The sequence below is a fragment of the Occallatibacter savannae genome (assembly GCF_003131205.1).
Classification (GTDB): Bacteria; Acidobacteriota; Terriglobia; order Terriglobales; family Acidobacteriaceae; genus Telmatobacter; species Telmatobacter savannae.
On sequence record NZ_QFFY01000001.1, the window covers coordinates 527,967 to 548,912 of the forward strand.

20 protein-coding genes are annotated in these 20,946 nt (G+C 59.9%); 14 read left to right on the top strand and 6 right to left on the bottom strand.

The genetic code is table 11. The features are described 5' to 3' along the window. Positions 1 to 102 precede the first annotated feature (102 nt). Positions 103 to 405, top strand: coding sequence for a helix-turn-helix domain-containing protein (locus tag DHV10_RS02375; RefSeq protein ID WP_109484707.1), 303 nt, complete (start codon positions 103 to 105; stop codon positions 403 to 405). 367 nt (positions 406 to 772) lie between these two features. On the opposite strand, the gene DHV10_RS02380 is transcribed toward DHV10_RS02375, so the two are convergent. Beyond that, entirely contained in the window at positions 773 to 2,335 is a 1,563-nt protein-coding gene (locus DHV10_RS02380; protein ID WP_109484708.1) for a GH1 family beta-glucosidase, read from the bottom strand. Between the two features lie 146 nt (positions 2,336 to 2,481). Here DHV10_RS02380 and DHV10_RS02385 point away from each other — a divergent pair, with 146 nt between their 5' ends. From DHV10_RS02385 to DHV10_RS02405, 5 genes are all read left to right on the top strand, one after another. Then, entirely contained in the window at positions 2,482 to 3,810 is a 1,329-nt protein-coding gene (locus tag DHV10_RS02385) for a tetratricopeptide repeat protein (protein WP_162601133.1), read from the top strand. 265 nt (positions 3,811 to 4,075) lie between these two features. Continuing rightward, positions 4,076 to 4,534, top strand: coding sequence for a hypothetical protein (locus tag DHV10_RS02390; protein WP_109484710.1), 459 nt, complete (start codon positions 4,076 to 4,078; stop codon positions 4,532 to 4,534). 99 nt (positions 4,535 to 4,633) lie between these two features. Then, entirely contained in the window at positions 4,634 to 5,179 is a 546-nt protein-coding gene (locus DHV10_RS02395; RefSeq protein ID WP_109484711.1) for a hypothetical protein, read from the top strand. Positions 5,180 to 5,436: 257 nt separating this feature from the next. Beyond that, positions 5,437 to 5,982, top strand: a complete 546-nt coding sequence (locus tag DHV10_RS02400; RefSeq protein WP_338042561.1) for a SprT-like domain-containing protein — start codon at positions 5,437 to 5,439, stop codon at positions 5,980 to 5,982. Between the two features lie 374 nt (positions 5,983 to 6,356). Continuing rightward, entirely contained in the window at positions 6,357 to 6,737 is a 381-nt protein-coding gene (locus tag DHV10_RS02405; protein ID WP_109484713.1) for a response regulator, read from the top strand. A gap of 18 nt (positions 6,738 to 6,755) precedes the next feature. On the opposite strand, the gene DHV10_RS02410 is transcribed toward DHV10_RS02405, so the two are convergent. After that, complete coding sequence (locus DHV10_RS02410; RefSeq protein ID WP_109484714.1) at positions 6,756 to 7,544, bottom strand: prolipoprotein diacylglyceryl transferase; 789 nt, start codon at positions 7,542 to 7,544, stop codon at positions 6,756 to 6,758. 119 nt (positions 7,545 to 7,663) lie between these two features. Between DHV10_RS02410 and hpt the strand changes: the two genes are divergently transcribed. The 5 genes from hpt to aroA all read left to right on the top strand — a co-directional run bounded on the left by hpt (position 7,664) and on the right by aroA (position 12,898). Continuing rightward, the gene (hpt, locus tag DHV10_RS02415; RefSeq protein WP_109484715.1) at positions 7,664 to 8,209 is read left to right on the top strand and encodes a hypoxanthine phosphoribosyltransferase; all 546 of its coding nucleotides are present in this window, start codon (positions 7,664 to 7,666) and stop codon (positions 8,207 to 8,209) included. 22 nt (positions 8,210 to 8,231) lie between these two features. After that, positions 8,232 to 8,606, top strand: a complete 375-nt coding sequence (locus DHV10_RS02420; RefSeq protein ID WP_109484716.1) for a nuclear transport factor 2 family protein — start codon at positions 8,232 to 8,234, stop codon at positions 8,604 to 8,606. 138 nt (positions 8,607 to 8,744) lie between these two features. Continuing rightward, positions 8,745 to 9,500 (top strand): deoxyribose-phosphate aldolase, encoded by a 756-nt coding sequence (gene deoC, locus DHV10_RS02425; protein WP_109484717.1) that lies wholly within the window; start codon positions 8,745 to 8,747, stop codon positions 9,498 to 9,500. A 197-nt stretch (positions 9,501 to 9,697) separates the two neighbouring features. Beyond that, complete coding sequence (locus DHV10_RS02430; protein ID WP_109484718.1) at positions 9,698 to 11,521, top strand: SpoIIE family protein phosphatase; 1,824 nt, start codon at positions 9,698 to 9,700, stop codon at positions 11,519 to 11,521. 75 nt (positions 11,522 to 11,596) lie between these two features. Then, positions 11,597 to 12,898, top strand: a complete 1,302-nt coding sequence (aroA, locus tag DHV10_RS02435; RefSeq protein WP_109484719.1) for a 3-phosphoshikimate 1-carboxyvinyltransferase — start codon at positions 11,597 to 11,599, stop codon at positions 12,896 to 12,898. Between the two features lie 48 nt (positions 12,899 to 12,946). On the opposite strand, the gene DHV10_RS02440 is transcribed toward aroA, so the two are convergent. The 3 genes from DHV10_RS02440 to DHV10_RS02450 form a co-directional block, all read right to left on the bottom strand. After that, positions 12,947 to 13,324 (bottom strand): hypothetical protein, encoded by a 378-nt coding sequence (locus tag DHV10_RS02440; protein ID WP_109484720.1) that lies wholly within the window; start codon positions 13,322 to 13,324, stop codon positions 12,947 to 12,949. A 282-nt stretch (positions 13,325 to 13,606) separates the two neighbouring features. After that, complete coding sequence (locus DHV10_RS02445; RefSeq protein ID WP_109484721.1) at positions 13,607 to 14,059, bottom strand: GNAT family N-acetyltransferase; 453 nt, start codon at positions 14,057 to 14,059, stop codon at positions 13,607 to 13,609. A 138-nt stretch (positions 14,060 to 14,197) separates the two neighbouring features. Next, positions 14,198 to 15,310 carry a 6-phosphofructokinase gene (locus DHV10_RS02450; RefSeq protein ID WP_239461259.1) on the bottom strand — a complete coding sequence of 371 codons (1,113 nt, stop codon included), beginning with the start codon at positions 15,308 to 15,310 and terminating at the stop codon, positions 14,198 to 14,200. Between the two features lie 193 nt (positions 15,311 to 15,503). Between DHV10_RS02450 and DHV10_RS02455 the strand changes: the two genes are divergently transcribed. Continuing rightward, positions 15,504 to 16,166, top strand: a complete 663-nt coding sequence (locus DHV10_RS02455; protein ID WP_204101297.1) for a hypothetical protein — start codon at positions 15,504 to 15,506, stop codon at positions 16,164 to 16,166. Here DHV10_RS02455 and DHV10_RS02460 read toward each other — a convergent pair. After that, on the bottom strand, positions 16,099 to 17,898 hold the full coding sequence (locus DHV10_RS02460) for an AMP-dependent synthetase/ligase (RefSeq protein ID WP_109484722.1): 1,800 nt from the start codon (positions 17,896 to 17,898) through the stop codon (positions 16,099 to 16,101). The two genes, DHV10_RS02455 and DHV10_RS02460, sit on opposite strands and share 68 nt — an antisense overlap. 236 nt (positions 17,899 to 18,134) lie before the next feature. Here DHV10_RS02460 and DHV10_RS02465 point away from each other — a divergent pair, with 236 nt between their 5' ends. Together DHV10_RS02465 and DHV10_RS02470 are read left to right on the top strand one after the other, a co-directional pair. Then, complete coding sequence (locus tag DHV10_RS02465; RefSeq protein WP_109484723.1) at positions 18,135 to 19,505, top strand: GGDEF domain-containing protein; 1,371 nt, start codon at positions 18,135 to 18,137, stop codon at positions 19,503 to 19,505. Then, positions 19,502 to 20,827: a GGDEF domain-containing protein gene (locus tag DHV10_RS02470; RefSeq protein ID WP_109484724.1), complete on the top strand. Its 1,326-nt coding sequence runs from the start codon at positions 19,502 to 19,504 to the stop codon at positions 20,825 to 20,827. The genes DHV10_RS02465 and DHV10_RS02470 overlap by 4 nt, the downstream gene beginning before the upstream one ends. The last annotated feature ends 119 nt before the right edge of the window (positions 20,828 to 20,946 follow it).

Genomic DNA, 20,946 nt, shown 5'->3' on the forward strand with positions numbered 1-20,946 from the left:
CATTACTACAAACAAGGTCCAAAATTACCAATTGGGATTGGCAAGTTCTTGTAGAAAGAACTACTTTCGGATCAGCTTCAACTTTGAAGCCATGGGGGAACGATGGAAGAGATGAACGCGCCAAAGAGTCAGGACAGTGTTTCTGCTGCAGGTAAAGAGCGGTTCATCTATCCGAACCTCAAGCTTCGGGTCTATACCATGGGCATGCGCCAGAACCGCCTCGCCAAGATGGTCGGCATCGACGAGGCCTATCTGAGCCGGATCATCAACGGCGTCCGCGTCCCTGGCAAACAGATGCAGCAGCAGATCGCTGAAGCGCTCGGCTGCGACCCTGAGTGGCTCTTTGAGCAGGCCACCATCCAGGCGCCCGGTGCTAGCAACGGCGACAGCGCGAAGCTCTCCTGAGGTTTCCGCACAGACCTGACGCGAGGTCAAGCTGCACGCGTACTCGAATGAGGCTAAGCGCTTCATTCGAAACGCCCAAAATCTGTGGCCAGTTTGCAGTTTGTTTCTTCGAATTCGTCATAATCAGAGCATGACGATCAACCAAGAAACTCGGGTTCCACCCTCTTCCTGCCATTCAGGACAAGCGAACCGATCATCCCTTAACTTCTTTGTTTGCAAGCACCTTGTGCGTAAGTCCAATCATTAGATACACTTGCGGCGCACTGGTTCCTGTAAGTAGAACAAAGAAGGACAGTTGTCGACGAAGTACCGGTAGGGGGAGGGGGTACCCGTCGGTGCGCAAGTAATACCGCCAACCACAACTCAGTCAGGTCAGCCGGTTTGTCGCAGCCACCTTCCCGTACCACAACCCTGAATCCTTGATCGTTCGCTTCTGATCGCGATAGTCCACGTAGATCAGCCCGTATCGTTCGGTGTGTCCGTTCGACCACTCGAAGTTGTCGATCAGGCTCCACGCATGGAAGGACCGCACCTTAGCTCCATCCTTGATCGCCCGCCCCAGCTCCGCGAGTTCCTGCTGGAACCAGGCGATCCGGCGCGTATCCGGCACTCGCCCGTTTTCCTTCTCGTACGGTGCATCGAGATAGCCGCATCCGCTCTCTGTGATCTCAATGATCGGATGGTCGTACTCCTTCGAGATTTGCGTCACGAGGTCGTATATCCCTCGCGGCCAAACCTCCAGGCCCGACTCGGTCAGCGGGCCTTCCGTCGGCATCTCGGCACGGAAGCGCGTATACGGATCGCGGCCTGTCGCGGGATCAGCTTCGATCTCCGTACCGCTGAATCCGCCACCGCTGGAGTTCTGCACTTTGCTCGCATCCGACACGACGCGCCGCGTGTAGTAGTGGAAGCCGACCCAGTCGAGCGGCGCATGCATGATCTCTTCATCTCCCGGCTTCATGCCCATCTTGTCGTACGGCGGATCGCCGACAAACGCCTTCGGATAGCGTCCGTGCATTGCCGCTTCCAGCAGGAACACGTTGTTCATCGCGTGGTAGCGCGCAGCCGCCGCGCGATCTTCTTCCGAATCCGTCTTGGGATACGCAGGGCACATTCCGTACGCGCTACCCACCGTCGCCTTCGAAGAAGCAGCCTTAATCGATCGCAGTGCCTGCCCCTGCGCCAGCGTCAGCGTATGCAGAGCTTTCAGGAAGTCATCGAAGTTGGCGCGCCCCGGCGCGAGCGCGCCGACGCCATAGCCCATGTACGCCACCGACCAAGGCATGTTGAACGGTGCCCAGATCGTAATCCGATCGCCAAGATGCTTCGCGAGAATGCCCGCGTAATCCGCGTAGTATCCCGCCAGATCGCGGTTCGGCCATCCGCCCTTGTCCTCGAGCGCCTGCGGCAGATCCCAGTGATAGAGCGTGCAGAACGGCCGCAATCCGTTCTTCAGCATCTCGTCCACAAACCGGCTGTAGTGGTCCACGCCCTTCATGTTCGGCGCGCCTGTTCCGATCGGCTGGATGCGCGGCCACGAGATCGAAAAGCGGTAGCTCTTCTGGTTGAGCTTCTTCGCCAGGGCCATGTCCTGCGGATAGAGGTGGTACTGATCGCAAGCCACATCCGCCGTCGTCGCGCCTTTTACCTTGCCCGGTGTGTGCGTGAAGCGATCCCAGATCGACTCGCCCTTGCCGTCCTCGTTCCACGCGCCCTCAACCTGAAACGCCGCCGTGGCCGTTCCCCAGAGAAACCCATCCGGAAACCGCGCCGCCTCGATCTCGCTCTGCGCGATCGCGCCAGGCACTTGCTGACGCGTGCTAGACGCGCTTTGCGGTGCCGGCGTGTTCTCTGCGTTCGAAATGCGACCGCCGACCAGCGCTCCGCCCGCGGCCGCCAGTGAATTCCCCAGAAACGTCCGTCGATCCATGACTTCCTCCCGGCGCCGCAAACCTAACATCCACCAAAACACTTGGTCAATCGTTTAAGCAATCGTCTTGGACAGCGGAGCCTGTCTGTTCTCGGCCTGGCTTCGTCTAAACGTCATCAGCCCGATAAGATTTCATTGAGGTACTCGTGCGTCACTTCACCATCTTCTGTGCCCTTCTCTGCGCGCCCGCTCTTGTGAGTTCTCAGCAGCAAAAGCCTAAGGACTCCCCGTCACAACCCGCACAGAAATCCGACCAGACAGCGGATATTGATCCCTCCCTCGCCGACGCCGAGGCGTCCATCGCCTCCTCCGACTGGAAGGCCGCCTCCACAAAACTCGACGCCTACCTCGCCAATCACGCCAATGACGCCCGGGCGCTCTTTGACGCCGGCTACGTAGCCGATCACCAGGACCAGCTCGACCGCGCCGCCGGCTTCTACCGCCAGTCGATCGAAGCAGACCACAACTCCTTCGAATCCCACCTGGCTCTCGGTCTCCTGCTCGCCCGGCAGGGCAAGCGCGACGAGGCTCACACCGAACTCTCCACGGCAACGACTCTCAATCCCGGTCAGGCCGGCTCCGAGTTGAAGGCCACGGCCTGGCGCAACCTCGCACGCCTGGACAAGCCTGGACCCGACGGCGAGGGCAATGCCAAGCTCGCTTCAGACGAGCTGCTCGAAGCGCTGAAACTCTCCCCCGGAACCCCGGCCGATACCCTCCTCGCGGCCGATCTTGCCGAAGACACCGGAGACCACCAGGCCGCAGAGAAAGCCTACCGCCGCGTCCTCGCTGGCGACCCCAAATCCGTCGGCGCCAATTCCGGTCTCGCCCATGTGCTGATCGAAGCGAAGCAGTATCCCGAGGCCGAGAAGCTCGTTCGCTCCGCTTTGCAACAGGAGCCCGATAACCCCGTCCTGAACGCCCAGCTGGCCACGGTCCTGGCCGCGCAGAACAACTCTGACGCGCTGCCGCTCCTGCAGAAGCTGCACACCGCGCACCCCGACAACCTCGCCATCACCAGCATGCTTGCTGACGTTCTGGCGGAAGCGGGTGACCTCGCAGGATCGGACAAGCTTTATACGGCACTGCTCGCCAAAAATCCCGACGACATCTCCCTCCTCGTCTCGCACGGGCAGAACCTTGTTCGTCAACAGCAGTACGCTCAGGCTTTGGCCGTGTTCGACAAGGCCACGAAGCTCGACTCAGGCAGCGCCGACTCATGGACCGGAATCGCCTTTTGCGCGTCGAAACTGCACCAGCCGTCGCTGGCGATCCATGCCCTCACCATGCGCTCCAAGTTTATTCCTGACGTACCTGCAACCTACTTTCTTTGGGCCACATCGTATGACACATTGAACGACCGGGTGGCAGCAATCACCTACTACCACCACTTCTTAGAATCGTCCGGCGGCAAATTTCCCGATCAGGAATGGCAGGCCAAACAGCGGCTCCTGGTACTCGAAAAGAAGAGATAGATAGACCGGGCATTCATGGTCCTGTATTAGTTGAGGCCCTTTCGATCGTACTTAAACACCTGACGCTTTTCACTTGCGCATTCTCCCGGATTGCTCCTATAGTCTGATCACCAATCTGGGGTAACGCTGGCACCTGCTTCACATCAGGCAGATTGACGGTTCCCAGGCGACTCTTTCTCCACTGGAGAAAGGCAAGTGATGTGTTTATTAACACGGCAGTAGGAACTGGAGTTCTGCTCTAATCCCGCTCTAGCGGAGGTTCCTCATGCGGTCCCTGGTTTGCTCGATCGCCGTACTCTCCCTCGTCGCACTCGCGGTCCCCGCTCGTGCATCTTCCCCCGACGACAAGATGATCGACCAGCAGACCATCTCCGCCCTCGAGGCACGCATTCCCTCAGCCCAGCCCCGCGAACAGGCCTTTCTTTATGCCGAACTCATCCACCAGATGACCGAGTTCAGCATGAAGCAGTACGCCGCCGGGGAAACCGACAAGGCCACCGACCTTCTCAAGCAGATCCAGAATGTGACCAGGAAGCTCCATCTCAGCATGGCCGACAACAACAAGCGGCTCAAGAATGCCGAGATCCTTCTGCGCCACACCGCCTTCCGCCTCACCGAATTTCTGCACAACAGCAGCACCGACGATCGCGACGTGGTTGAAGCCACGCTCGCTCAGGTGAACAAGGCGGAGAGCGAAACCATGCTTGAAGTCTTTCACAAATAGCTCGGCAAAACCCTGAACGCATCGCAAACGGGCGAACCTGCGCACGTTGCCCGCTGAGTTCTCGTGTGATTGAATGGAACGCAAGGTATTGCGCGCGCTATGCGTTCCTTCTTCCTGCTTCCCGCTGCGGTCATCGTTTTAGCTCTCCCGTCGCTCAGCGCATCGGCGCAGAAGGACCATCACGATCCCCTCACCGAAGCGCAGGTCGAGAAGATACGCGAAGCCGGGATCGATCCCAACGAGCGCGTCAAGCTCTACACGCAATTCGTCAACGAACACGTGAACGCGGTTCGGGCGCTGACCAATCGCGGCAAGTCCGACGCGCGTGCGCACAAGCTCGATCAGGAGCTCCAGAATGTCGCCACGCTGATGGATGAGCTCGGCTCCAACCTCGATACCTACTCCGACCGTCATGCCGACATGCGCCCGGCGCTGAAGACTCTGGCAGAGCAATCGCAACAGTGGTTGCGTACGCTGCGAGCTCTTGCTGGCGAGAATGGTTTCGACCTGTCGCGTAAAGAAGCGATAGAAGCCGGTCAGGATGTAGCCGATCAGGCGCAGCGCATCTTCACCGAGCAGACTACCTACTTCGAAGCGCACAAGGATGAGCGCGGCCAGGAACGCGCCGAGCCTAAACCGCAGTAGCGCCCTAGCTCGTTCGTATTCGCTACTCTCTACTCACTGCTCTCTCGTTCCCTCGTTCCCTCGTCACCTCGTCACCTCGTTCCCTGCTGCTCCATGTGCTAATTTCAAATTTGGTGACCGTAGAACTAATCATCCCCATTTTTGAACAGGAATATCGAGCATTACGCCCAAGGGCGCCGATCCCTCCTATCGCGGTTCGCTTCCGCAGATTCACTTCGCTGAACACAACGATCCGTCTGCGCGAAGGCAAGATCTTCGTGAGCCTGTCCGATCTCATCGAAGGCGCGCCCGAAAGCGTGATTCGCGCGATCGCGCACATACTATTGGCGAAGCTTTACAAGAAGCCGATCGATGCCGCGCATAACGTCCGCTTCAAACGCTTCACCACCAGCGCAGCAGTGACGCGGCAGACCGAACTCATCCGCCACGCGCGCGGAAGCAAGCGCTACACCGGCCCGCAAGGCCACTTCTACAACCTCGAAGAGGTCTTCGACTCGCTGAATACGCGCTTCTTCGGCGGTCTCCTCGGCCGCCCTGACCTGACCTGGAGCGAAGGCATGGCGCGCCGTTCGCTGGGCCACTACGACGCCGCGCACAACACCATCGTGGTGAGCCGTGTCTTCGATCGGCCCTCGAGCCCGCGCTACGCCATCGAGTACCTGCTTTACCACGAGATGCTCCACCTCAAGCATCCAGTCAAGATGCGCGGGCTGCGCCGCTGCGTTCACTCGCGGGAGTTCAAGGCCGACGAGGCGCGTTTTCCCCAGTTGCGCGAAGCATTGGCGTTTCTGAAACGGCTGTAGCCGCTTGTCATGGTCTGACAGAGTGAATTCCGAGGAAAATTTGTGGCCTTTCAAGGCGACTTTTTCTGCCGCTGCGGGTCTGAATGACGAGATCCCCGGGCCAGTTCCAGAGGCCGAATTCCTGTCTGATTCGCAACTCCCACGAGCCTAGGAGTTTACCCAGTTACAAGTTCTTTCAGGATTTGCAACACTCAATTCAACTCCACAATGACCGTGAGGCTGGGCCTTAGGGTTCTAGAGGAAAGCTTCCCACTCGCTTTCGTCTTTTCTGGGGTTTACTGACTGCACATGATTATCGGGCCTCTGAATCTTGCTGTTCCGTTTTACCGGACTCTTCAGATCCCAGAGTTTTGCTCAACCGGAAAAGGAACACGATGGCAACCCTTCAGACATCACGGCGTGTACTCATCCTCGATGACGAACAGATCATCGCAAACACGCTGGCTCTCATCCTGAATAAGAACGGTTTCCAGGCCAGCGCCGTTTACAGCGCGCAGGATGCGATCAATACGGCGGCACAGCTCTCGCCCGATGTCTTGATCAGCGACGTAATCATGGAAGGAATGACGGGCATCGAGGCGGCGATCCGCATCTCGCAGCTTGTTCCCTCTTGCCGCATCATCCTGTTTTCAGGCCAGGCCGCCACGGCCGATCTGCTCGAGCAGGCTCAGGCAAGCGGACATCACTTCGAGATCCTCGCCAAGCCCATCCATCCGCGCGTCCTTCTGCAATGCCTCACGGACGAGCCTCAGTAAGGCCCCGAGAGACCAAAGCTAGGCGGCTTTACCCACAGGCGTCGTTGCAGCACCCGGTTCCGTTAGCGGACGACGGCTTGCCCACCAGATCAGCCCCGCACCCACCACCACGGATCCCAGACTGGCCAGCTGCGCATTCGACAACTCCGCGATGATCTTCGGATTGCGGCGAATGAACTCCACCAGAAAACGAGCGATCCCGCTCAGCACCAGGTATTCGCCGACGATTGCGCCCGTGCCGTGCCGCTTTCCTGCGCGCCACCAGAGATACCAGCCGATCACCAGCCCCATACCGAACTCGTAGAGCGGCGTCGGATGTACCCGCACGCCCGGCGGGGTGGGCTCAATCCCGTTCGGGAAGGCCATTCCCCACGGCAGTTTGGTTTCGATCCCGTAGCACCCGTCGCCCGACAGGAAACACCCGATCCGCCCGATTCCGTACCCGATAGCCGCAGCAGGAGCAGCCAGATCGAGCGTTCGCAGTGCCCCGATCTTGGCGCGCCATCCTTGAATCAAAAGCGCTGAAATTCCGAATACGAGTCCGCCAAACCAGGCGAACCCAGCGGTGTCCCAGAGCACGCGCCAGCCCAGGTCCCGAAACTCACTTGGCGTGTCGACCACGTGCCAAAGCTTGGCGCCCACAATGCCGGCCAGAACCGCAGTCGCCACCATCCCCACTGCATCGCCGTCCAGCCTCGCGCGCTTGAAGCCGCGGTCCATGATGATCGCCGCCGCAACCGCCGCGAGCCATAACATCAACCCGAAGGTTGGAATGCTGAAGTGCCAGAGATGTATGTAGGGAACCATTCTTTTTCAGTATAGACGGCCTCAACTTCGTTGAAGTTACATCCCGCCCCCGATCAGGAGAGCCCCGATTTTCACAGAAGCCCTCTCCTTTCACCAGCTTCTCGCGCGATACTGTCTTCATGGCCACCATTACCTACCAGGGACTCGAGGTTCTCTACACGCGTCAGCAGATCGCGGAGAAGGTCGCGGAAATGGGCGCGCAGATTTCGCGCGACCTGAACGACGAGAAACTCGTCATGGTAGGCGTACTCAAGGGAGCCGCGATCTTTCTGGCCGACCTTGCCCGTTCCGTTAAGGTAGACACCACCTTCGACTTCGTTGCCGTCTCGAGCTACGGCAAAGGCCAGCGCTCCTCCGGCGCGGTGAAGCTCATCAAGGACCTGGACGAGCCAATTGAAGGCAAGAACGTTCTGGTCGTCGAAGACATCCTCGACACCGGGCTCACCCTCTCCTACCTGCGCAAGGTCCTCCTTCAGCAAAAGCCCAAGACGCTTCGCATCGCCGCTTTGCTCGACAAGCCATCGCGCCGCATCGAGAAGATTGACGCAGACTATGTCGGATTCTCCATACCAAACTTATTTGTCATCGGTTATGGAATGGATTATGCCGAGCGCTATCGTAACCTGCCGGACATCTGCCTTATGGCGCCCGATCACCCTGAGTAGCTCTACCCAGAGGCCCTTCTTCATGTCTGAACGCGACGTTCTTACCGCTGCTTATCGCGACTTCAATGCCCGCAACATCGACGCGGTCATCGCACTCATGCATCCCGAAGTGGAATGGGCGAACGGAATGGAAGGCGGCCACGTCCATGGTAAGGATGCTGTGCGGGAGTACTGGACACGCCAGTTCACGATGTTTAATCCACGCGTGGACCCTACGTCCATTGAGCCCAACGACAACAGGCAATGGGTCGTCACAGTGCACCAGGTCGTCCATGACATCAAAGGCAACCTCCTCGTGGACACAACCGTCTACCATACGTACCGATTCCGCGACGGCCTCATCGCCCGCATGGATATAGCTGAATCCAGCCCCTGGCTGGATCATCCGCATGATTAATCCACCAGTTCCTTTGGTCATCTCGACACCTCGGTTGCCAGTGGCCCGGCAGCGATCCAGGGACTATACTCAACAGCCGGTATCAGCAAGATAAGCCGCCGTAGATCGAAGAGCGGCCTGAACGAGGAGCAAGTACAAATGGCAGCAATTACCCCGATCCGTGATGAAGATCTAGATTTCGACCACGGAACCTTCGATTCAGCCGCTTTTACCACTCGGACGCTTTCCTCTTGGCAAAATCTTGCCCAAGTCATCGACCACACCATCCTGAAGCCGGACGCGACGCGCGAGCAGATCGAGAGCCTCTGCGATGAGGCGATTCGCTACCGTTTTGCCTGCGCAATGATCAATCCGGTCTGGGTGCCTCTTGCGGTCGAAATGCTCTCCGGAACCGGCATTCCCGTCGGTGTCGTGATCGGATTCCCGTTCGGCGCATCACTCGTATCGACTCTTCGGCAGGAGGCTGCAGCCCTCGCCCGTCTCGGTGCTAAAGAGCTCGACATGGTGATCCCCGTCGGCCAGCTCAAAAGCGGAAACCACCACGCCGTGCAGCACACGGTTCATGCGGTGGCCAACGTAGCGCACCATCATGGCGCCATCCTGAAAGTCATTCTCGAAACCGCCATGCTCAACGTTGAAGAGAAATTGCGGGGCTCCGAACTCGCGATTCAGGCCGGCGCCGACTACATCAAGACCTCTACCGGCTTCGGTGGCGGAGGCGCGACCGCGGCTGACGTAGCACTCATGCGCGGTGTAGCGGGCGGACGCTGCGGCGTCAAGGCCTCCGGCGGTATTCGCACTCTCGCTGACGTGAAAACGATGCTCGACGCTGGCGCCAACCGCATCGGCGCCTCCGCATCCGTCAACATCGTCCGCGAACTCGGAGCGGAATAAGACAGCTTTTAGCTGTTAGCCCTTAGCCTTCTAGTTACGCGCCTCCGGCAGTGGCCTGCCGCATGGGCGACCTATCGAATATTTTGTTGACTGGCGCTCCTCAGGGATACCTCATAACCTCAACACTCGCGAGCTAAAAGCTAGAAGCTAAAAGCTAATAGCTTGCGGTTCTCTTGTATCATCAACTTCGTCCTCCCATGTCTTCCACTCCTCCTACAACGCGTCCGGAGCCTGAGTACGAAGGAGACTATCGCCCCGTCGACTCCGCGAATCCGCACGCACACATCGACCTCGCAAACCCCCGCATTGAGTCGACGGACCTTCGCTACCTCGCGCAGATCGCCGACACCCTGAACACCACCCTCGATCTTCAGACGCTTCTCAACCGCACCTCAGAACTCGTCCGCTCCATCATTCCCTACAAGATCTTTTCGATTCTGCTGGTGAACGACCGCACCAACGAGCTCCGTATGCGTTTCCAGATCGGGCATAGGCCCGAGGCACAGCGCATGCGAATTCCGCTCGGCAAGGGCGTGGTCGGTCAGGTGGCGCTGACGCGCCAGCCTATGCTGGTCAACGACGTGAAGGAGATCGAAGGCTACATCGACGTCAACCCCAACGTCTGCTCCGAACTCGCTATTCCGCTCATCGCCAAGAATCGCCTCATCGGCGTCCTCGATCTCGAAAGCGAACAGACCGGCTTCTTCAAACCCGAGCACCTGCATCTGCTCACACTCACCGGCTCGCGCGTCGCCCAGGCTATCGAGAACGCAAGACTATACACGCGCGTCTCCCGCCAGGCAGAAACCCTAGCTGTCCTGAACGAAATCTCCACCGAGATCATCTCGATCCTCGACCTCGACCCGCTTCTCGCCAAGGTCGGCAACCTGCTCCGCCGCCTCATCGACTACCAGATGTTCTCCATCATGCTGCTGGACGATAAGGGCGAGACACTGATCACGCGCTACGCCTGGCGATTCGGCTATGCACAGGCCCCGATGCGCCGCATCTCGGTCACAACCGGCCTGGTCGGCGCTGCCGTGCGCGAGTGGCGTCCCATCAACGTCCCCGACGTTCGCAAAGATCAGCGCTATCTCCCGATGAATGCCGAGACCCGCTCGGAGCTCATCGTCCCGCTTTTCTACAAGGAACGCGTCATCGGCGTCCTCGATCTGGAGCACACGCGCACCGCATTTTTCAACGATGACCACGTGCGCACTCTCACCACCATGGCCGCGCAGATTGCCATCGCCATCGAGAACGCACGCCTCTACCAGCGCGTTCGGCGGCAGGAGCAGCAGCTCGAGCGTGACATTGCGATGGCCCGCGAAGTTCAGCTGCGCCTGCTCCCAACCGCGCCCCCGAAGCACGAACACGCCGAATTTGCCGTCAGCTTTCTTCCTGCGCGCGCCATAGGCGGCGATCTTTACGACTTTCTTGAATACACAGACACCCAGACCGCCGTCGTTCTCGGTGATGTCAGCGGCAAGGCCGCACCGGCGGCCCTTTTCGCTGCGCTCGTCAGCGGCATCATGCGCTCCGCGGTGCAGCAGAAACCTGCGCCAGCGGCCATGCTCGAACTGCTCAACGAGGCTCTCCAGGAACGCAAACTCGATTCGCAGTATGTTGTCATGCTCTACGCACTCTGGAACGACGACAACCGCACGCTTACCGTCGCCAATTCAGGCGCTGTGCAGCCCATCTTCTGCCGCGGCGGAGAAAATGTCACCGTGAAAGCCGAGGGCTTCCCACTTGGCATGTTCCCCAGCGCCACTTACGAGGAGTTCAATGTCGCCACGCAGCCGGGTGACGCCATCGTCTTTGTCTCCGATGGGATCCTGGACGCCGAGAACGAGAAAGGCGACATGTACGGTGAAGATCGTCTCGCGAGCCTTCTCTGCGGTTCGCGCGAACTCCCCGCCCAGCACATCGCCGACGCCATCCTCGCTGACGTCACTCGCTTTCAGGGCTCCAAAGACCGCTTCGACGACGAAACTATCATCGTTCTGAAAGTGAAGTAGAGTTCGCTGTACGTGCTGGTTACTCCCTACTCACTACCTAGTAAACTGAAACTACCGCCAATCCCCGGAGCCCGCTTGTCCACCGCCACGCAAGAACGCATCATCCGCCCCGCGCGCAACATTCTCGGTACCCTCCGTCTTCCCGGCGACAAGTCCATCAGCCACCGCTACGCGATGCTCGGCGCGTTCGCTGATGGCACATCGCGCTTCTCCAATTTCTCCACCGGAGCCGACTGCGCTTCGACGCTCTCCTGCATGCAGGCGCTCGGCGCACGTGTGCGCAAGTTAAACGACGGACGCATCGAGATCGACGGCGTTGGCGGACACGTCACTCCCGTAGATCACCCGCTCGATTGCGGCAACTCCGGCTCCACCATGCGCATGATCTCCGGCCTGCTCGCGCCGCAGCAAGGGACCTTCACTCTCATCGGAGATGAATCCCTCTCACGGCGTCCTATGGAGCGGGTTCGCAAGCCGCTGGCCGAGATGGGTGCAAGCATCACCCTCACAGACGGCCACGCGCCCATCACAATCAAGGGCACTCAACTCCGCGCCCTCGACTACACCACTCCCGTCCCCAGCGCACAGGTCAAGAGCTGTATCCTGCTCGCCGGACTCCAAACGGCCGGCAGCACCACCGTCCGCGAATCGTTACGTACCCGCGATCATAGCGAGCTCGCTTTGCGCGCATTCGGTGCTGAACTCACCCGCGCCATCGACTCCGTCACGATCAACGGTCCGCAGACTCTGCGCGCCATCGAAGCCGCTGTCCCCGGCGACCTCTCTTCCGCCGCATTTTTCCTCTGTGCTGCTGCGCTGTTCCCCGGCTCGGGTCTCATCCTTGACGGCATCGGCCTCAACCCCACACGCGCCACCCTGCTCGATGTCCTCACAGCTCTCGGAGCGCGCATCGCTGTTCTGCAGCTTCAGGAGTCGCACTCTGAGCTCGTCGGAACCGTTCAGATCACCACAGACCCGCAAGGTCTCGGTTCCACCACCATCAGCGGAGCCCTCGCCGCGCAGCTCATTGACGAACTCCCAGTACTCGCCGCGATCGGTCCGTTCACGAGCGGTGGCATTCGCGTACGCGACGCCAAGGAACTACGCGTTAAAGAGTCGGACCGCATTGCTCTCGTGGCCCGCAATCTTCGCGCGATGGGTGCCGAAGTGGAAGAGTTCGAAGACGGCCTCGACGTGCCCGGTGGCCAGAGACTTCACGGCGCTGTCATCGACTCCGGCGGCGACCATCGCATTGCAATGGCTTTCAGCGTCGCGGCGCTCCGCGCCGAAGGCGAAACGCTGATCCAGGGCGCAGAATCAGCAGCCATCAGCTTCCCTGAATTCTTCGATCTACTGGATCTCGTTGCCGAACGCTAGCCCCGCATCTGCGCCGAGCCGCTGCTTCACGCGGCGAACTACGCCTGTCTAGTCCGGCGCCCCGTCTTCGTCCGCGTGGTACATCGGCGTCCGCGGCACCGTTTCGAAGTGGGTGAACTGATCGCTTACCTGCGCCGCATTCCGTGCTCGATGGAAAAAGATCTTCTGCTTGATCAAGAGATATGGGTGGTAGAACATCAGGCAAATGATCGACACCACGATGCCGATCGAGGAGAACAGAATCGCGCAGGCCTCGAGGAAGCCAAGAATCACGAAGGGCTTGATCACGATGTCGCGCGCCGGCCCCAGGATCATCACCACAACGGCTTCAACGCCGCCGAACCCCGACGCGTAAAGCAGCACGGTCGCGCTGATCGCCAGCGACCGCGAAGGTCCCGAAAGATCCCGCCACCAAGCTGCTCGCACGTTCCGAGCCTCTCCTGTACACCTTGAGGTTTGAGCCTTGCCCTCTATTGTGCATCAGGAGTGTCGGGCAACCCACTCAATTCGCGCTGCAACGAGCAGCTGCAGCCGCCGCTGGTACCCAGACAAAAGTGCGGAGACTACACTGTACTGATGTAATCAGGTCATGCAGCGGGATGAGTAAAAGTAGCAGGCGACCAGCTCGGAACCGTTCTCCTGCTTCCTCTCAGGCAACATCCAAGCCCTTGCGCTCCCGAATCGGACAGCGATGGAAGTGACCCCTGCTCACACCAGGTGCTTTACGTAAATTGCAGCAGGACGGTTTCGCGCGTAGAAGTTCTCGGCGCGGCCGCTGTTTGCGTAACCGAGCCGCTCGTACAGCCGGATGGCCGCTGCATTCTCCAGATCGACATGGAGCCAGATCGCAACCGCGCCTTCCGCGTTCGCAGAGCCTTCAAGACGGCGAAGAAGTTCGGCACCCACTCCAAGCTTCCTGAATCCAGGCAGAACTTCGATCGTGGCGATATAGGCGATCACCCCAGCCGCCTGCTCGGCCCACTCAACGATCGCAAAGCCTGTCATCTTTAGCTTCTCTTCGGCGATCCACGTCACAGAGTTCGAAGCTACTACAAGTTGGCGCATGTAACGCCGCGTGAAACGGTATGGATGCTGGAAGCAGACCTCCTCGATGGCATACAGGTCCGGGAAGTCGGCGGCCTCGAAGAGACGGTAATGCATGAGGGCAGGGGTCAGTTGTCAGTGATCAGCAGAGACAATAGAAGGGGAACTCTGGGGCGGACTGTTGTTGATGAAGTCCCCCGGTCTCGGCTGTCGAGACCGGAGCACCTGCACTGATTTAGAGCCGACCGGTCAGCCCTACACCTTCGCTTCAAGATCCCTGATCACGTCGAAGAAACGCTGATCCAAACGCCGGTTCGTGGCGATTGCTTCCTTGATCGTGATATCGGTGACATCAAGGCCTTTCAGCACAGCGATACGGCCCCACTTCTTCTCGTGCACCATGTCGATCGCGTGCAGACCGTAGCGCTGCCCCAGCAAGCGATCGTAGGCCGTCGGCACGCCGCCGCGCTGCGTGTGGCCCAGGTTCACGGAGCGAGTCTCGAAGCCGGTCTTCTTCTCGATCATGCCGGCAAGAGCCTCTCCGATCCCTGAAAGACGGGCGTGACCAAATGAGTCTACTTCCTTCGATCCCGTCACCTGTCCGACTTCCGGCAAATGGCACCCTTCCGCAACCACGACGATGCCGTAGTGCTTGCCGTGATCGTAGTTGTACTTCAGCAGGGCGCACACATGATCTATGTCGATCTCCTGCTCCGGCACCAGCACCACGTGAGCGCCGCCCGCGATGCCCGACGCGTAGGCAATCCAGCCCGCATCCCGTCCCATCACTTCGCAAACAATGACGCGATTGTGCGAGTCCGCGGTCGTGTGCAGCCGATCGATCGCCTCTGTTGCGATCATGACCGCCGTATCGAAGCCGAAGGTCTGGTCGGTGCCGCTGATATCGTTGTCGATGGTCTTCGGGACACCGACCGCATTGATGCCGTTCTCCGCCAGGTAGAGTGTGACGGACTGCGTGTCATCTCCGCCCAGCGCAATGAGGGCATCGATCTTGTTGGTCTTCAGAACTTCCTGGACCTTCTCGATTCCGCCGGGAATCTTCTTCACGTTGGTGCGCGACGAGTGGAGAATGGTGCCGCCCTTTAGTTGGATTCCGTCGATGTTCTCCAGCGTGAGCGGGATGAACTGGTTGTCGAGCACGCCGCGCCAGCCGTTGAGGAACCCGATGAATTCATCGCCGTAGGTCTGAATTCCCTTGCGCACTGCCGCATAGATCACAGCATTCAAGCCGGGGCAGTCTCCGCCGCCGGTCAATAGTGCAACTCGCATCGTGTATTTCTCCTGATCGAAATGGGGCTGCGCCGATGGCGCGCCGGAAGTACCCTGGATTGCTGGTCGCGCGTGCATGAGGGATGCGCTTCGCAAACAAGAAGCTGTTTCCGGAAGGCTCCGCTGTGACGCTCTCGACGCCTTAAACAGTATATGCGCCGCTGTAAAGGCCAATCGTGACAAAGCTCACTCGATTCGGATCCCCACTCGCAGCCGGCACCCTTCAAATCCAACCCCGAAACACCCTGCTCGCATGGTTCAATAGGGAGATATGCCTACTCCGGGGACTGGAGCGTTGATCCTGCTCGCGTTTGCGAGCCTGGTGGTCATTCTGCTGCTCGTCTTCCTGCAACTCACGCGCCTCGGTTTCATCGTGCGGTCCACCATCCCCGATCGTCCGCGACGCCGGATGTTCATCGCCTCCGTCTCGTTCCTCTTCACCTTTGCAGGGGTGCGATTGATCGTGAGCCTGGTCATTCACAACCACGGGCCCTTCGGCTGGGTCATGGTACGAGGCCATCACATCCACCATCTTGTGTGGGGGATCCTCATCCTGCTTTTCGTCGGCTATGGATGGCTCCTCGATCTCGGCCGCAGCCACTCGCCGCTGTCCATCTTTCTCAGCCGCCTCATGGCCGTGAGCTATGGCGCGGGCGCCGCGCTAACGCTCGACGAGTTCGCCTTGTGGCTCAATCTCGATCCCAATGACTACTGGTCGCGCGAGGGCCGCATTAGCATCGACGCTGTCATCCTCTTCGGCAGTATCCTTGCCGTCGGAGCATGGGGCGCGCCGTTCTTTCGCGGATTGCAGGTGATGTGGAGCAAGCGCCCGGTGTTTCGGCGTCCGCCAGTGCATGGCGAGCCGGCTATTCGGCGCGTGCGGTTGCTTCGTCCGCGTAGAGCTCGGCGATCTCCGCCGCATATTTCGCATTGATGACCCGGCGCTTCAACTTCATGGACGGCGTCAGTTCGCCCGAGTCCTGCGACCACTCGTCCGCAACAAGGCGAAAACGCTTCACCGTTTCGAAGTTCGCAAGCCCGGAGTTCGCCTCGCGCACCACTTCCCCGTAGAGTGCGACCACGCGGCTGTCCAAGACCAGAGCCTTTCGATCTGCTGCTTCCAGGCCGGCGTGTTTCGCCCAGCCCTCAAGCGCCGCGAAATTGGGCGAGATCAGCGCCGATATAAATTTGTGTTTATCGCCGACGAGAGCCGCCTGGCCCACCATCACAGAGTTTTTCAGCTTGTTCTCGATCGGCTGCGGAGCCACCAGCTTTCCGCCGGACGTCTTCAGCAACTCCTTCTTTCGGTCGGTGATATACAGGAACCCGTCGTCGTCGATTTTCGCGATGTCGCCCGTACGGAACCACCCCTCGGCATCGAAACACTCTGAATTCGCCTCCGGCTTGTTCCAGTAGCCAACAAAGATCGACGGGCCCCGCACCAGCAGTTCTCCGTCCTCAGCCAGCTTCAGCTCGACATTCGGCAGCGTCTTGCCCACCGCTCCCATCCGGTGCACCTGCGGATTGTTCAGCGCGATGACCGGCGACGTCTCCGTCAACCCGTATCCCTCCCAAACCGCAATTCCCGCCGACGCGAACCATCTAGCCGTATCCACACCCAACGGCGCTCCGCCCGACACCCAGACGCGCACACGCCCGCCGAATGCCTCGCGAACCTTCGCATAAACCAGCTTGTTCGCCAGCTTCCACGCCAGCGATGAGGGTTGCCGGCCATCGTATACCGTATCGCTGTGATGCGATCCAGTTTTCAGCGCCCAGGCAAGCAGACGCTTCTTGATCGGCGAAGCCGATGACTTCTGCTCCACGGCCTGACGGATCTTCTCGTACACCCGAGGCACTCCGACAAAAACCGTTGGGCGAATCTCCTTCATCGCCTGCGGCAGCCGGTCGAAATTCGAGCAATAGACCACCTGCGAACCATGCCCATACATCACGTAGTCCAGCGCCCGAGCCGTGATGTGCGATAGAGGCAGAAACGAGATGCACGAGTCCGTCTCGTTGAATGCGTACCCGTTCACCGCCAGGTTCTGGTTCGACGCGATGTTGCCATGCGTGAGCATTACTCCCTTGGGCTCGCCGGTCGTTCCCGAGGTATAAATCAGCGTCGCAAGATCCGCCGGCTGCACAGACCGAATCAGCGCATCAAAGACCGGATCTCGGTAAGACCCCGGATCATCGGCCCCCGCCAGTGTCTTGCTGAACGCGACAGCGCCTTCGGGGTGCCCCGGATCCATCATCAAGATATGTTCGAGCTGGGTATGGGACCGCACGGCATTCAGCTTGTCAAACTGCTGGCGCGTCGATACTACCGCGATCCGGCAACCGGCATCGGCCAGCAGAACGGCAATCTGATCCCCGGTAAGCGTCGGGTAAATCGGCACGTTCACGGCGCCGATCGACAGAATCGCGAAGTCGGTAACCACCCACTCCCAGCGGTTCTCCGAGATCAGCGCTATCCGGTCGCCCTTCTTCGCTCCCCAGCTCAGGAAGGCCTCCGCCAGTTGGTGAACCCGGCAGTAGATCTGGTCGGACGACAGCGGCTGCCAGTTGTTGAACTCGTCCTGCCACAAGATCGCGCGCGAGTTCGCGGCGCCCGCAACGCGCAGGATCAGGTCGTTGATGGTCGAAAGCGGGGCTGGAGTCATCTGCTGCTCAGGGGCGTCCGAGGGGTGGATGGGTAACCAAAGCTGAGTGTATCAGCGCGGATGGAATTGACGCGCGAAGCCCGGCAGCTCGCCTTACCGGAAAATCGCACATAAAGCAGGGGCTGGCGCAAGGCTAAGCGGCCAAACTTCCGTTTCATTGGAACCCCTTTCGACACCCGGATAAGAGCTTTTTCTGGAGTAATATCGAGCCAGCCAAAGCACCGCCACCGTTACCCATGGACACGCGCACTGCATCTCTGCCTCCCGGCGAGCCCGATCCGGCTCTGCTCGCCAAGCTATCGGTACTGCAGCAGGCCTGCCTGGGAGTCGTGGCGGTCATCTCGATTACCGTATTCACGGCCTGGCTCTTTCCGCAGGTCGCGGCGTTCCTTCCCTGGGTGATGACGCGAATGAGCATCCCCATGGCACTCACCGTGCTGCTCTGTGCGCTGAGCCTGGCACTCTCTGAACCCGGAAGCCACCTTTCCCTCCCGATCGCCGGCAAATACATCGCGGCCCAGGCCGGCATCCTCTCCATCCTCGTGTGGCTCGAGTCCATGTACCGCCAGTTCCCAGCGGTCGACACGCTCCTCGACGCCGATCGCGCTCCTGGAAACACGGGGGGATTGCCGGTACACTCTCCGGCCGCCTTTGCGCTATTGAGCATCGCCATGATCATGGTGAGCAGCCGCAACGTCATCCTCCGGCGCATCGCCGACGGGCTCGTTCCTTTGGTCTGCCTGACCGGCCTGGTGCTGTTGAGCGAGAATCTGTTCGGCTCGTTCGGCCTCGTCCGCATGTCCGCGGACAACATGATTTCTCCTCTGCTGCTTGTCTGTCTCGTCATGCTCACATGGGTCGTCGCCATGCGCCAGACCCAGAACGGAATATGGTCGATCTTTGTTGGCTCAGGCATCGGCAGCCGAATTGCCCGTGCCTTTGCACCCATCCTGCTCGTCATTCCCTTCCTGATCGAAGTAGCCCGCACGCGAATCGTGCTCCGCGAATTGGTTCCTGAGCAATACGGCGCGGCAATCCTCACCTCCCTCGCTGCCGGGCTCTCGATCCTGCTGCTTCTGGTGCTCGTGTGGCGAATCAACTCGATGGAGGGAGAAATCCACGACCTCACCCTCCGCGACGAGCTGACCGGCCTCTACAACATGCGCGGCTTCTACCTCCTTGGCGAACAGACCTTGCGGCTCGCGCAGCGTGCCGAGCTTCCCTTCTCCGTGCTTTTCATCGATCTCGATGGTCTCAAGAAAATCAACGACGACCTGGGACACAACATGGGATCCACCTACCTGGCGGAAACAGGAGACCTCGTCATGAACTGCTTCCGCGAAACCGACGTAAAGGGCCGCTTCGGCGGCGATGAGTTCGTGGTGGCTGGCCAGTTCAGCATGGTTGGCATTGAACTCGCAGCCCAGCGACTCAAGTCCATGACCGATGCTCACAACGAGAAGAATCCCCGCAAGTATCCGCTGAGCCTCAGCGTCGGTTTTGTGACCCTCGATCATCCGTCAAACGAAAGCCTCAAGGAGCTTGTGCGGCGCGCAGACGAAAAGATGTACCGGGAAAAGAGAGCGAAAAAGGTGGCGCGCGCATGAAGAGGAAAGAAGACCAGGTGCCGGAAAGCCTCACCGTACTGCCCGATCCCAAGCTGTTTCGGCTTGCCCGCTGGACCCAGGTGATCTCGCTGTGCGTTGCGGCAGCAGCCGCCCTCCTTCACTTGCTCCCCCTTTTCGCCGGACCTGCTGCATCGGCTCGCGCGAGCCTGCCAGTCGTGCTTACCGGACTGGTGTGCGCCATCAGCCTCGGCCTCTCCGGGCCCGACCTGTCAGGCACCCTGGCCGCGTATGCCGCCCGTGCCGCCAAGGTGCTGGGTGTGTTCGGGGGAGCGGTCGTCATCTTCTGGATGCGAGCTTTGGCCGACACCGCCAATCCAATGCACGCATTCGCAGCCCCGGCGCGAATCGCCTTCGGGTTCGTTCTGCTCTCCGTCGCCGTCCTGCTGCTGGACCACACAAACCGGATTGTGAACCGCCTCGTGGATGTGCTGGTCTGCGTTCTCTGCCTGCTGGCGGTACTCATCACCGCGGACTACTTCTACGGACGCTTCCGCCTGTTCGGTTCCGCCGCGGCGACGCACGGAGCGGGATCGCTCATTGTCTGCCTCGTTGCTTTGACATCAGCAGTGACGCTGCGACAGGCGGAACACGGTGTCCTCTCCGTCTTTCTCGGCATCGGGTCCGGAAGCAAAATGGCGCGGCTCTTCGCTCCCATCCTTCTCGTCATCTCATTTGCGTGGGAAGCTCTGAATGCCCGCGTCCACCAGCAGTTCGCCGCAGGGCTTCTGGCGGCAGCCGCAGTTGCCGTCTTCACCGGAATCCTGCTGCTCTTTGCCTGGCGCATCAGCCGCATGGAAAACGAAATCCACGAGCTGATCCTGCGGGATGACGCCACGCGCCTCTACAACAGCCGCGGCTTTCATCTCCTTGCGGAGCACGCTCTGCGCCTCGCCAAACGAAACAGAGTCCCCTTCTCCATTCTTTTTATCGAGATGGAGAATCTTGCCCAGATTCACTCGGAGCACGGCCCTCAGGCTGCGGCGGCTTCGCTAGCCGAGGCCGGCGAGATCCTGCGCGCCACCTTCCGCGAGTCCGATATCAAAGGCAGAATCGGCGCGGGCGACTTCGCTGTCGCCGGGCAGTTCGATCGCACCGGAATCTCCGTCGCTGCACTACGTCTTGAATTCGCCACTGCTGCCCGCGCTTCCAGGACTCAGGGCCCTCGCCCGCTGAAGCTGAGCATGGGACACGTCACTACCCTCGATTCCACTCTCCCGGAGACTCTCCAGGACCTGATCGACAGAGCCGGCCAGGTCAAAAATCGGATGACCTCCCAGATGACCGAACTCACCGTCAACTAACGCTCCAGGCCAGTTCTTACAAAAAGACCGGGTTCCCCTTGTCCCTCGCACTTGGGGACAAGGGTCTTCCAAACCATCTCCTCAGCATCCGTCCGATCACCGGGTGCCCCTTGTCCCTC

Coding starts and splice junctions, on each gene's coding strand:
- DHV10_RS02375 (WP_109484707.1), top strand. CDS start 103: ATGGAAGAGATGAACGCGCCAAAGAGTCAGGACAGTGTTTCTGCTGCA.
- DHV10_RS02380 (WP_109484708.1), bottom strand. CDS start 2,335: ATGGATCGACGGACGTTTCTGGGGAATTCACTGGCGGCCGCGGGCGGA.
- DHV10_RS02390 (WP_109484710.1), top strand. CDS start 4,076: ATGCGGTCCCTGGTTTGCTCGATCGCCGTACTCTCCCTCGTCGCACTC.
- DHV10_RS02395 (WP_109484711.1), top strand. CDS start 4,634: ATGCGTTCCTTCTTCCTGCTTCCCGCTGCGGTCATCGTTTTAGCTCTC.
- DHV10_RS02405 (WP_109484713.1), top strand. CDS start 6,357: ATGGCAACCCTTCAGACATCACGGCGTGTACTCATCCTCGATGACGAA.
- DHV10_RS02410 (WP_109484714.1), bottom strand. CDS start 7,544: ATGGTTCCCTACATACATCTCTGGCACTTCAGCATTCCAACCTTCGGG.
- hpt (WP_109484715.1), top strand. CDS start 7,664: ATGGCCACCATTACCTACCAGGGACTCGAGGTTCTCTACACGCGTCAG.
- DHV10_RS02420 (WP_109484716.1), top strand. CDS start 8,232: ATGTCTGAACGCGACGTTCTTACCGCTGCTTATCGCGACTTCAATGCC.
- deoC (WP_109484717.1), top strand. CDS start 8,745: ATGGCAGCAATTACCCCGATCCGTGATGAAGATCTAGATTTCGACCAC.
- DHV10_RS02430 (WP_109484718.1), top strand. CDS start 9,698: ATGTCTTCCACTCCTCCTACAACGCGTCCGGAGCCTGAGTACGAAGGA.
- DHV10_RS02445 (WP_109484721.1), bottom strand. CDS start 14,059: ATGCATTACCGTCTCTTCGAGGCCGCCGACTTCCCGGACCTGTATGCC.
- DHV10_RS02450 (WP_239461259.1), bottom strand. CDS start 15,310: ATGCACGCGCGACCAGCAATCCAGGGTACTTCCGGCGCGCCATCGGCG.
- DHV10_RS02455 (WP_204101297.1), top strand. CDS start 15,504: ATGCCTACTCCGGGGACTGGAGCGTTGATCCTGCTCGCGTTTGCGAGC.
- DHV10_RS02460 (WP_109484722.1), bottom strand. CDS start 17,898: ATGACTCCAGCCCCGCTTTCGACCATCAACGACCTGATCCTGCGCGTT.
- DHV10_RS02465 (WP_109484723.1), top strand. CDS start 18,135: ATGGACACGCGCACTGCATCTCTGCCTCCCGGCGAGCCCGATCCGGCT.
- DHV10_RS02470 (WP_109484724.1), top strand. CDS start 19,502: ATGAAGAGGAAAGAAGACCAGGTGCCGGAAAGCCTCACCGTACTGCCC.